Raw genomic sequence first — 11,909 nt, 5'->3', positions numbered from 1 at the left:
TTTATAAACCTTTTTTAATCCTGAAAAACTGTTAGGCAAATTGGCGTAAGAAACGCACATCATTCTGATAGAACATACGCAAGTCATTAATGCCATAACGCAACATTGCAAAACGCTCTACCCCTAAACCAAAAGCAAAGCCTTTGTATTTATCAGGATCAATGCCAGCAGCACGTAATACATTTGGATGTACCATGCCACAGCCTAAAACTTCTAACCAACGGCCACGTTCATCCATAATATCTACTTCCGCACTTGGTTCAGTAAACGGGAAATATGATGGACGGAAACGTACCTTTAAATCTTTTTCAAAGAATTCATTCAGCAGGTTAATTAATAAACCTTTTAATTCAGCAAAGCTGGTGTTCTCGGCAACGTACAAGCCTTCGATTTGATGGAACATCGGCGAATGCGTTTGGTCTGAGTCACAACGATAAACACGCCCAGGACATACAATACGAATTGGTGGCTCACTTGTTTCCATTGTACGAATCTGTACACCAGACGTATGTGTACGCAGTAAATGAGTGGCATCAAAATAGAAAGTATCGTGCATAGCACGCGCTGGATGGTGACCAGGAATATTTAATGCTTCAAAATTATGATAGTCATCTTCAACTTCTGGACCAGTCGCAACTGTAAAACCAGCTTTAGTGAAGAACTGACAAATTCTTTCTTGTACTTGAGTAACAGGATGGACTGTACCAACACGCTGACCGCGGCCCGGCAAAGTAATATCAATCGTTTCACTTGCTAGCTTTTGCTCAAGTGCTGCCTGCTGTAATGCTGCTTGACGTTCTGTTAAAGCAGTATTAATTGTTTCTCGAACAGCATGAATCGCAGCACCTTGTACTTTGCGTTCTTCAGGGTCCATTTTCCCTAATGCTTTCGATTGTTCTGCAAGCTGGCTTTTTTTCCCTGTAAATTGCACACGTACCTGATCAAGTGCAACAAGGTCTTGAGCTGCTGCAATGGCAGCAAGCGCTTCTGTGGTCAGGGCTTCCAGTGACATATTAACTCTCAAAGCAACAAATTAAAAAAATATAATAAAACACTGCATTCTAACAGTTTTTCATCGAATTGATGAAGTTTATCCATCATGAAAAATGTATTAGGCAACAAAAAGATAAAACGTATAAGATAATAGCATCGTCAATGAGATCAACTATTATGGCGCTCAATCAAATTTGGAAACAACAACTTACGCTTGTAACGTATGGTAATGAATACCTCCGCCAGAATTTAAGCTTTAACCAATGGCGACAACATCATATTTTTGATCACCATAGTTTTCAGTTTCGTGACTTAGCTTCTCAGCATTTACTTGCCCAACACTTTCAAGTTTGGTTGGAAGCTTTAAAAAAACAAGGCACAACTCAGCTTAGCTTACATTTATCAAGCCTTCTAAATGAAGAGCAAAATCCAAACAGCAATGTTGAGCTTTTACCTTATACTCATTTTATTGTGAGCCATGAAAATAATAAGAAATTTGCCTGGATTTTCGGCCATGAACTTGCTGAATGGTATAACAATGACAATGAGTTTGAAGCCCCTCCTTCACAAACCTGCGAACTTCGTTTAGAAACTTTCTGGCGTTTTGAACTAACTGAAAAATTATCAAAAAAAATTGAAGCAGATTTAAAAAATCCGCCATGGCAAGAAATAGCGGACTTTATGGATAGTGAATTATTTCGTAGTAAATATGCAGCAGGTTTTGAAGAACCAGAGTTTCAAAAAGCTTATTTTGATGGTACAAACATTACGAGCCAAGAACCAAAACTTGCTTTAATTCCAGAGAATTATCCTGCAGATTATGCTCACCAGCTTTTATCTCGTACTCAAGCATTAACCAACTATTTAGAACAAAAGAAGCGACTTGCAAATGATCCTTTAGGAGAAGAGCTAGACCAAGAACAACTGATTAATTTAAGAAATTTCACGCAAAAAACTGATGATTTGTTTGCCAAGCTTATTGTTAAGACTGCTAATCACTACCAAACAGCTCAAATAATTCCAGTCGTTAAGGCTTCTCCGTTCGAGCAATCAAATGAAAGTCCACAACATTTGAAATCTCACCACCATAAAGGCACTGGTTCAGGCGTTATTAAGCTGATTGTTTTAACGATTATTATTTGTGCCTTGGCCTATTATTTTGGCCTTTAATCAAGATTACAGTTCCCATTGATAAAATAATTCTGTTATTTCGAGGCCGAACTCAGGTAGTTCGGTTTCGCCAATTACTTTGGCTCCCATTTTTTCATAGAAGAAACGGCTTGGATTTTTATTAAAAACTTCTAAACGAATAAAAGCGTAGCCTTGATTTAATGCACATTGATAGAACTTTTGAAATAACTCGCGACCTATACCTTGCCTTTGAATTTCTTCCAAAAGATAAAAGGCAAGAATTTCAGCAATATTATTCTCAGGGCTCAGATAACCATCGAGAAAGCCTTTTACCATTCCATTTTCAGTATAGATAAATAACTTATGATCAGGGCTTTTGGCTATTTCTTTCCATAATAGCTCCTTATCTAGTACTTTAAGCTCATCCAATATTTCTTGCTTAAGCATACCTTTATAAGTTTCTTTCCAGCACTGTACATGCACTTCTGCAATAGATAATGCATCCTTAAAGGTGGCTATACGAATTTCTCGTTCATTTAATGATTTCAATTCGTTCCCCGCACATCACTACTTTTTAAAGTTAAGTATAAATTTTTTAAAACAAATTTATTGAGCTAAAAGCTGCTCTCGAACACGCATTAAAGCAAAGCCCAACAAATTTAAACCTTGCCATTGAGATGGGTCTTGAATATGTAAATGATCTTGCGCCATACCAATCCCCCAAATTTTATCTACTGGAGATGCTTCAACTAAAATATGGTCTTTCGTTGCCAATAAGAAATTTTTCAATTCAGGATGCTGAGAGAATTTAGCAAAGTTTGCCTGTACCACGATATCAAAACGTTTTTCTTGCCATATCTTTTCATCATAATTGCTCACTTTACGACCTAGTTGTTTTGCTTCATTTGGATGTTTAACTTGCAAGATCTGTGCAAAGATTTCTTCACCATTAAATAATTTTGCTTTTTGCGCCATCATATAGTGCTCAGCAGTAAAGTATTCAACACCCTCATCTTTAAATTGCGCTGGATACCACTGACTAAAACAACTCTTATCAATAAGATCAGCTTGCTTAGGAGTATGCCCCCAAAAATATAAATATTTAAACTGATCACCTTTTTGCACTTTTTGAATTAAGTCATCTAAAAATTTTTCATCTTTCATAATTTATCTCTGGTTATTATCTTTTTTAAAACAGAACCGCTAAAAATAAAAAAGACCGCTAAAAAGCGGCCTTTTTTTTGAATCTCTAAGCTTATGCAGCTAATGCGCCTTTAGCTTTTTCAGCTAAAGCAGCAAATGCTACTGCATCATGCATAGCGATGTCAGCTAATACGCGACGGTCGATGATCACTTGAGCTTTTTTCAAGCCATCGATCATACGGCTGTAAGACAAACCGTTTTGACGAGCACCAGCATTGATACGCGCAATCCATAGAGCACGGAATTGACGTTTCTTTTGACGGCGGTCACGATAAGCGTATTGACCAGCTTTGATTACCGCTTGGAACGCTACGCGGTAAACGCGTGAACGAGCACCATAGTAACCTTTAGCGCGAGCAAGAATTTTTTTGTGACGACGATGAGCCACTACACCACGTTTTACACGAGCCATTTATAATCTCCTTAGATGTATGGGCACATACGACGAACTGAGTTCACGTCAGAAACATGAACCATTACACAGCCGCGTAATTGACGGATACGTTTAGCAGATTTTTTGGTCAAAATGTGGCGCTTAAATGCTTGTTTGCGCTTAAAACCGTGTGCAGTCGCCTTGAAGCGTTTAGCAGCACCGCGGCGAGTTTTCATCTTAGGCATAACAACCTCTTTTGAACACCTGTTCGGAACGTTTGCACCATTGCAAAAACGACCTGCAGGTAAGGGAGCCGATATTCTAAAGCATCCCAACTTAAAACAAAAGTAAAATGCTCATTTTTTGATATTAAATTGTCTATTTTATATAAACGTTATTTTCTATAATCAATTATCAAATTACGAGAAAATCCATAAAATCATCCCCTATAATAAGTACAATCACTTAAATTCAAAAGAATATGAATATACAAAATGATGCTTTCGCTGCATTACGGTATCGAGATTTCTCTATCGTTACGATCAATCAATTTTGCTTAACGCTCGCAATTTTGATTCAAGAAATTATTGTTGCCTACTCATTATATCAAATCACCAAAGATCCACTGACCTTAGGTTTAATCGGACTTGCAGAAGCAATTCCATTTATTGCCCTTTCTCTTTGGGGAGGTTATTTCGCAGATAGGTTTAATAAACAGCTTATTATGAAAATCTGTTTATTTTTCTCGGTTCCTCTGCCCTTGGTTTTATGGTTACTTTTCCACTTACATGGTTTAGGACATATAAGTGTTAATTTCCTTTCTTGGGGTATTTATGCAGTCATTTTTGGCTTAGGAACAATCCGTGGTTTCTACAATCCCTCTGCAACATCATTAAAACCATTTTTAATTCCACGCGAACTCTATGCAAATGGTGCAACATGGACAACGATAGGCTGGCAAAGTGGTGTAATTATCGGCCCAATGCTTGGTGGTTTTATGCTTGCTTATTTAGGACGGGAAACTAGCCTATTTAGTGTCGCTGCTTTACTCGCTATTTGCTTTATTTTAATTAACTTACTGCATAAACGTAGTTTCCCTAAAATTGAAACTGACAATATTTTAGAAAGTCTAGGAGACGGTTTCCGCTTTATCTGGAAAACCAAAATTGTTCTTTGGGCAATTTCTCTTGATTTAGCCTCTGTTTTATTTGGGGGTGTCATCGCGTTATTACCCATTTTTGCAGAAGATATATTAAAAGTTGGTCCTGAAGGGCTTGGATATTTACGAGCAGCTCCATCTATTGGCGCACTCATTACCATGATTGCCTTAACCCGCTTTCCGCCAACTCAACATGCATGGCGTAACATGTTACTTGCTGTAGCAGGTTTTGGAATATTCACAATCCTATTCGCCTTCTCGAATAATATGTGGTTATCTCTCTTTGCTCTTGCTATGACAGGTGCATGTGACAGTATTTCTGTTGTTGTAAGACAAACCATTTTGCAAATTTTCCCACCAGAAAATATGCGGGGACGCGTTGCTGCTGTAAACGGCATGTTTGTCTCTTCGAGTAATGAACTCGGTGCCTTTGAATCTGGTTTAGCGGCTAAATATTTGGGAACTATTACAGCGACTATTTTTGGTGGGTGTATGACGCTTGTTGTTGTGACTTTCTGTTGGCTCAAAACGAATGATCTATTTAAAGTAGACATTACCAAAAGCTCAGAAGACTAAATACATATTTATAATTCAAGCATCTTCGGATGCTTTTTTTATTTTAAATAAAACCCATTACCACCCAGTAAATAAACAAATAACGCCCTGCTTTGGCAATAATGACTATACCAAGGAAGCGCCAAAAATTTTCTTTGAATAACCCAGCAACCAAAGTAATGGGATCGCCAATAATAGGCGTCCAACTCAAAAGTAAGGAGTAAAATCCATATTTATGGTAAAAGCTCTGCGCTTGTTGTAAACGCTTTTCAGAAACTGGAAACCACTTACGATGTTTAAATTGTTCTATCTTTAGGCCTAGCCACCAATTAACGCAAGAACCCAATACATTACCCAAAGTAGCTATGCCAATTAAAAGCAAAGCTGAATATTGCCCCTTTAATAATAAGGTTACCAATACCGCTTCAGACTGTAGAGGTAGTAATGTCGCAGCGCCAAAAGCACTAATAAAAAGCAAAAAGTAACTCAGCATAATCAATCACACCAAACGACTTTTTGCTTTAAGTATTCACTAAATCCAAGCAAGAAATTAGGCCACTTTAATCGATAGTGCTTTCTGAACTGCTGGGCGTGCTGTTAAACGCACAATATATTCTTGTACGTATGGATAGTCTTCAATCTGAATACCTTGCCATTCATAACGTAAAATCCAAGGTAAAATTGCCATGTCAGCAATAGAGTATTCACCAGCGACAAACTTCTGACCAATGAGTTGTTTGTTAAGCACACCATACAAACGTTTAGTCTCATTTACATAGCGCTCTATAGCATAGGGGATTTTTTCAGGGGCGAATTTATTAAAATGATGATTTTGCCCAAGCATAGGACCTAAACCGCCCATTTGCCACATGAGCCATTGCTCAACCTCAACTCGCTCTTGCTCATCAGTTGGGTAAAATAATCCAGTTTTTCTACCTAAATATTGCAAGATAGCGCCTGATTCAAATATAGAAATTGGCTCACCACGGGGTCCATCTTGATCAACAATCGCAGGAATTTTATTATTTGGGGAAATTCTCAGGAAATCTGGTTGAAATTGATCATTTTCTAAAATATTGATTGGATAAAGAGTGTAATCCAGTCCCATTTCTTCTAAGGCAATTGTGATTTTATGTCCATTGGGAGTTCCCCAATAATATAGATCAATCATTCTATTTTCCTATTCATCGTTATCATGACTGCGTCTTGGTTTATATCATGTTTTAAGAAAGACTATGAGATTTCCAACACCAAAAAACACATAAAATTCGAGAATTGAATTTCATAGAAAAATATATTAATTGTCTTAAATGAAACTGAATAGAGAAAAATTAAATCATCTTTTTTATTTATATTTAGTTATAAAAAAGCACTGCTTTTGCAGTGCTTTTTTTGAGTATTACTTTTTCTTTTTCGGTCCAAGTAACATACCCATTTGACGGCCTTCCATTTTTGGTGCTTGTTCCACAACCCCAAACTCAGCTACATCTACTTCAATTTTTTGCAATTGAGCTAAGCCAAGCTGTTGGTGAGCCATTTCACGACCACGGAAACGTAAAGTAATCTTTACTTTGTTTCCTTCTTCAAGGAATTTCAAAATAGCACGAAGCTTAACTTGATAATCACCAACATCAGTTGCAGGGCGCAGTTTGATTTCCTTCACTTGCACTTGATGCTGTTTTTTCTTCGCATCTTTTTGCTTCTGCTTCAGGTCAAACAAGTGCTTGTTGTAATCCATAATTTTACAAACAGGCGGCTCGGCGTTTGCAACGATCTCAACAAGATCAAGTTCAACCTCTTCAGCAGCACGCAGTGCTTCACTTAATGAAACAATTCCTTTTTGCTCACCTTCAGCACCGACGAGGCGTACTTCTTTTGCACGGATCTCATCATTAATGGCTGGACGGTTGCTTTTTGCACCTTGTTGTTGGTTACGGTCAGGCTGTTTAATCTTTCTTACTCCACAATATACCGGCCACGTTCGGCGACGGCAGACTTCACTAAGTCAATGAATGCATCTACTGACATAGTACCTAAATTTTTTCCTGAGCGGGTACGTACATTCACTGTACCTTCTTCAACTTCTCGATCACCAAGAACTAACAAGTAAGGAATACGCTCTAGAGTACGCTCACGAATCTTAAATCCGATTTTTTCATTTCTCAAGTCAGAAATGGCACGAAGACCATTTTCTTTGAGTTTTGCTACGACGTTCTCACAAGCTTCAGCTTGAGAGTCCGTGATATTCATGACACATGCTTGTAACGGTGACAACCAAGGTGGCATGAAACCAGCGTAGTGTTCAATTAGTATACCAATAAAACGCTCAAAACTGCCAAGAATTGCACGATGCAACATAACAGGCTGATCACGATCATTGTCTTCAGTCACATAAGACGCATCTAAACGTTCTGGTAAGTTGAAGTCACACTGAATAGTACCACATTGCCATACACGTCCGAGACAGTCTTTCAATGAGAATTCAATTTTTGGACCGTAGAATGCGCCTTCACCTGGTTGTAATTCCCATTCTAACCCTGCAGCATCTAAAGCATCTGCTAAAGATTTCTCAGCCATATCCCAAAGTGCATCCTCACCCACACGTTTTTCTGGACGTGTAGAAAGTTTCATTTGCACTTCTTCAAAGCCAAAATCTTTATAAACATCAAGCGTCAGTTTAATAAAATCTGCAACTTCTTGACCGATTTGTTCTTTAGTACAGAAGATATGTGCGTCATCTTGTGTAAAGCCACGTACACGCATAATGCCGTGTAAAGAACCAGATGGTTCATTACGGTGACAAGAACCGAACTCTGCTAAACGAATTGGCAAATCACGGTAAGACTTCAAACCTTGGTTGAAAACTTGCACGTGACATGGGCAGTTCATTGGTTTAACCGCATAATTACGACTTTCAGAATGAGTCGTAAACATGTTGTCTGCGTAGTTCGCTGCATGGCCTGATTTTTCCCAAAGCGTAAAGTCTACGATTTGTGGCGTTTTAATCTCAAGGTAACCATTATCTTGCTGAACTTTACGCATGTATTGTTCAAGAACTTGGTAAATCGTCCAACCGTTTGGATGCCAGAACACCATACCCGGTGCTTCTTCTTGCATATGGAACAAGTCTAGAGCTTTACCAATTTTACGGTGGTCGCGCTTTTCAGCTTCTTCAATACGTTTGATGTATGCAGCAAGCTGTTTCTTATCAGCCCATGCAGTACCATAAATACGTTGAAGCTGTTCGTTCTTCGCATCACCACGCCAATAAGCGCCAGAGATTTTTGTCAGCTTAAACGATTTTAAAAATTTAGTGTTCGGTACGTGTGGACCACGACACATATCTAAATAATCTTGATGGTAGTACAAGCCCATTTGTGTTTCTTCAGGCATGTCTGCAATCAAGCGTAATTTGTATTCTTCGCCACGTGCAGTAAATTCAGCAATTACTTCATCACGTGGTGTCATTTTTTTAACAACATCGTAATCTTGATCGATGAGCTTTTTCATGCGCTCTTCGACAGCAGCCATATCGTCTAAAGTAAAAGGACGTGGCATCCAGATGTCGTAGTAAAAACCTTCTTCAATGACTGGACCAATCACCATCTTGGCTTCAGGGAAAAGCTGTTTAACAGCATGTCCGACAAGGTGTGCACAAGAATGGCGAATAATTTCAAGACCTTCTTCATCTTTTGGAGTGATAATTTGTAAGGTCGAATCTTCGGTAATTAAGTCACATGCATCAACTAAGCGATCATTCACACGTCCAGCAACAGTATTTTTTGCTAGACCAGGCCCGATACTTTGGGCAACTTCCATAACAGATACAGCGTGATCAAAATTCTTTTGATCGCCATTTGGCAATGTGATAATTGGCATAAAAAAATCCTTAAGGAGTGATGCCCTATACGAAGGAGCATTTCACCGCGAGATTATGATCGAGGCGAACCTCAAAATATAAAAACGGTGTAAATCAAAATTAAAAAACCTGAAAGATTTTACACTTGTTCAAGCAAAGTGAAAACCTTTGAGCCCATAAAATCATAAATACATTTTGCTTATCAGGTAAACAGCATTAAATGACTTAAAAACATATTGAGATGATTTTTTAAACATGTTCAACACAAGTGGTTTAAGATGAAGAAAATAGCATTTCTGCTCATTTTCTGACTGGAGGGTATTTCCCTTTAAGACTAAAGCATAGATGCTTTGATGAGTATTAAGTCATATTTTCAAAGAATGAATTAAAAATAGAACACGGAGTTGTTTCACATGGCTAGTGCTTATGATGAATTACCACGCACACCCGCAAACTTTGTTGCATTATCACCTCTACGCTACTTAGAGCGTGCAGCTTATATTTATCCAAATCAAGCTTCGATTATTCATGGTAAACGCCAAATTTCATGGAAAGAAACTTACCAACGTTGTTGCCAGTTTGCTTCTCAGCTCAAACAACTCGGAATTGGTAAAAATGATACAGTATCAGTTTTATTGCCGAATGTGCCAGCCATGATAGAAGCACATTTTGCAGTACCGATGACCGGAGCAGTGCTCAATACGCTCAATACACGCTTAGATGCAAAAACAATAGCTTTCATGTTAGAACATGCTGAAAGTAAAGTGCTTTTGGTTGACCCTGAATTTGTTAATTTAGCAAGAGAAGCACTTTCTCTTATTCCTGACCAACACATTATTGTGATTGATGTAGCTGATGATGAATATGAGGGCGAGAATCAGTTTATTGGCTCTTTTGAATATGAAGAATGGATAGCTCAAGGCGACATTAATTTTGTATGGCATTTACCAGATGATGAGTGGGATGCAATTAGCTTAAGCTACACTTCAGGCACAACAGGTAATCCTAAAGGCGTTGTTTATCATCATCGAGGCGCTTATTTAAACGCTGCAAGTAACATATTGGCCTGCGGAATGAAACCTCGCGCTGTGTACTTATGGACATTGCCTCTCTTTCATTGTAACGGTTGGTGTTTTGCATGGAGTATCGCAGCCAGCGGTGGAACCAATATTTGTTTGCGCAAGGTCGACCCAGAATTAGTCATGCAACTCATTGCAAAACATAAAGTTGATTATTTCTGTGGTGCCCCTATTGTTCTTTCAATGATTATTAACTTACCTAAAGAAAAACAAACTGACTTTGATCACCATGTTGAAGTAATGGTTGCCGGCGCCGCTCCTCCAGTTGCTATTATTGAAGGTATGCGCAATATGGGGATTAACGTAAACCATGTGTATGGTTTAACTGAAACTTACGGGCCTTCTGCCTTATGTGCTTCGCAATCGGGATGGAATGAGCTTTCAATTGCCGAACAAGCTCAGCTTCATTCTCGTCAAGGCGTACCCTATCCATTACAAGACAGTATGCGTGTATTAGACCCAGAAACTATGCAACCTGTACCGAACGACGGACAAACCATGGGAGAAATCATGTTCCGTGGCAATATTGTCATGAAAGGATATTTAAAGAATCGCCAAGCAACCCAAGAAGCTTTTGCTGGTGGATGGTTTCATACGGGAGACTTAGCAGTTTGCCATCCCGATGGTTATGCAAAAATTACTGATCGTTCGAAAGACATTATTATTTCTGGTGGAGAAAATATTTCATCTTTAGAAGTAGAGGATGTTTTGTATAAACACCCTGCTGTCTTAACCGCTGCGGTGGTTGCTAAACCCGATGCCCGTTGGCAAGAAGTACCATGTGCATTTATTGAATTAAAGATGGGTGCAACAGCAACACCTGAAGAAATTATTGCACATTGCCAAAAAGAGTTAGCACGCTTTAAAGTTCCTAAAGATGTGATTATTACTGAAATTCCAAAAACATCGACCGGCAAATTACAGAAGTTTATTCTGCGTGAATGGGCAAAAGAACGCGCTGAGAATATATAAATAAAAAAAGCGACGCCTTAAGCGTCGCTTTTTTTTATTTAACTGCATTTAGCCTTGATCAGACAATAATGCAATTTGCTGTACATAGTTAACAAATTTAACTTTTGATGCCTCGATATCTGCTTCACTCGCCTGTTGAGTTTTATCGCGGTTGATTCTCAGCACATGCTGACGCAAGGTGTGACGTTCCGATGCATTATAAATTTTACTAAATTCAGTAATTGCAGGATCACCCTGTTCAATCATGCGGTCAACCCAACGCATTAATTGAGCCTGTCTTTTTGCGCCTTGCTGTGGGGTTAAATAAGACAAAATAACGGTCTCATCTTCATTGCGCAATAACTTACCAATACGTTGAAATTGGCGACGACGTGCTTCAAAAGAACTAATGTTCTGCACTTCCATTAAAGCATCAATTAAACGCTCATCAACTGGAAGTTTCTGAATTTGTTTAATAGAAAGTTGTGCGAGTTGCTCACCTAAAGCAGCCATGCGTTGCACTGCTTTTTTCTGTTCGGTTTTGCTTGCACGTCCTTCTAAAGAACCGAAATCTTCTTCAGTATAACGTTGGGAACCACGTGCCAC

Annotated in this window: 13 protein-coding genes; 3 read left to right on the top strand and 10 right to left on the bottom strand. The window is 38.6% G+C overall.

Annotated elements, in window-relative coordinates; genetic code table 11:
- Positions 1-31 precede the first annotated feature (31 nt).
- Positions 32-1,012 carry a phenylalanine--tRNA ligase subunit alpha gene (gene pheS, locus BMW38_RS09295; RefSeq protein ID WP_003655056.1) on the bottom strand — a complete coding sequence of 327 codons (981 nt, stop codon included), beginning with the start codon at positions 1,010-1,012 and terminating at the stop codon, positions 32-34.
- Between the two features lie 158 nt (positions 1,013-1,170).
- On the opposite strand from pheS, the gene BMW38_RS09290 reads away from it, so the two are divergent.
- On the top strand, positions 1,171-2,163 hold the full coding sequence (locus BMW38_RS09290) for a hypothetical protein (protein ID WP_092707430.1): 993 nt from the start codon (positions 1,171-1,173) through the stop codon (positions 2,161-2,163).
- Positions 2,164-2,169: 6 nt separating this feature from the next.
- On the opposite strand, the gene BMW38_RS09285 is transcribed toward BMW38_RS09290, so the two are convergent.
- The 4 genes from BMW38_RS09285 to rpmI all read right to left on the bottom strand — a co-directional run bounded on the left by BMW38_RS09285 (position 2,170) and on the right by rpmI (position 3,945).
- On the bottom strand, positions 2,170-2,673 hold the full coding sequence (locus BMW38_RS09285; protein ID WP_092707428.1) for a GNAT family N-acetyltransferase: 504 nt from the start codon (positions 2,671-2,673) through the stop codon (positions 2,170-2,172).
- A gap of 57 nt (positions 2,674-2,730) precedes the next feature.
- The gene (locus BMW38_RS09280; protein WP_092707426.1) at positions 2,731-3,288 is read right to left on the bottom strand and encodes an NADAR family protein; all 558 of its coding nucleotides are present in this window, start codon (positions 3,286-3,288) and stop codon (positions 2,731-2,733) included.
- Between the two features lie 91 nt (positions 3,289-3,379).
- Entirely contained in the window at positions 3,380-3,739 is a 360-nt protein-coding gene (gene rplT / locus BMW38_RS09275; RefSeq protein ID WP_000124858.1) for a 50S ribosomal protein L20, read from the bottom strand.
- Positions 3,740-3,750: 11 nt separating this feature from the next.
- Positions 3,751-3,945: a 50S ribosomal protein L35 gene (gene rpmI, locus BMW38_RS09270; RefSeq protein WP_003655048.1), complete on the bottom strand. Its 195-nt coding sequence runs from the start codon at positions 3,943-3,945 to the stop codon at positions 3,751-3,753.
- 236 nt (positions 3,946-4,181) lie between these two features.
- Here rpmI and nreB point away from each other — a divergent pair, with 236 nt between their 5' ends.
- Positions 4,182-5,435 (top strand): nickel resistance MFS transporter NreB, encoded by a 1,254-nt coding sequence (gene nreB, locus BMW38_RS09265; RefSeq protein WP_092707424.1) that lies wholly within the window; start codon positions 4,182-4,184, stop codon positions 5,433-5,435.
- Positions 5,436-5,478: 43 nt separating this feature from the next.
- Here the strand turns inward: nreB and BMW38_RS09260 are convergent, their stop codons facing one another.
- The 4 genes from BMW38_RS09260 to thrS form a co-directional block, all read right to left on the bottom strand.
- A complete protein-coding gene (locus tag BMW38_RS09260) occupies positions 5,479-5,907 on the bottom strand; it encodes a YqaA family protein (protein ID WP_092707422.1) in 429 nt (142 codons plus the stop codon).
- A gap of 57 nt (positions 5,908-5,964) precedes the next feature.
- Positions 5,965-6,585: a glutathione S-transferase N-terminal domain-containing protein gene (locus tag BMW38_RS09255; protein WP_004641244.1), complete on the bottom strand. Its 621-nt coding sequence runs from the start codon at positions 6,583-6,585 to the stop codon at positions 5,965-5,967.
- A 228-nt stretch (positions 6,586-6,813) separates the two neighbouring features.
- Positions 6,814-7,365: a translation initiation factor IF-3 gene (infC, locus tag BMW38_RS09245; protein WP_080026316.1), complete on the bottom strand. Its 552-nt coding sequence runs from the start codon at positions 7,363-7,365 to the stop codon at positions 6,814-6,816.
- 5 nt (positions 7,366-7,370) lie between these two features.
- On the bottom strand, positions 7,371-9,293 hold the full coding sequence (gene thrS / locus BMW38_RS09240) for a threonine--tRNA ligase (protein WP_092707420.1): 1,923 nt from the start codon (positions 9,291-9,293) through the stop codon (positions 7,371-7,373).
- A 393-nt stretch (positions 9,294-9,686) separates the two neighbouring features.
- On the opposite strand from thrS, the gene BMW38_RS09235 reads away from it, so the two are divergent.
- On the top strand, positions 9,687-11,324 hold the full coding sequence (locus tag BMW38_RS09235) for an acyl-CoA synthetase (protein ID WP_092707418.1): 1,638 nt from the start codon (positions 9,687-9,689) through the stop codon (positions 11,322-11,324).
- Positions 11,325-11,372: 48 nt separating this feature from the next.
- On the opposite strand, the gene yjgA is transcribed toward BMW38_RS09235, so the two are convergent.
- A complete protein-coding gene (gene yjgA / locus BMW38_RS09230) occupies positions 11,373-11,909 on the bottom strand; it encodes a ribosome biogenesis factor YjgA (RefSeq protein ID WP_005036793.1) in 537 nt (178 codons plus the stop codon).

Origin of the sequence: Acinetobacter sp. yr461, from assembly GCF_900110445.1 — a bacterium.
Taxonomy (GTDB): domain Bacteria; phylum Pseudomonadota; class Gammaproteobacteria; order Pseudomonadales; family Moraxellaceae; genus Acinetobacter; species Acinetobacter calcoaceticus.
The sequence above is the reverse complement of the archived record's forward strand: the minus strand, read 5'-3'. Positions and strand labels throughout refer to the sequence as shown.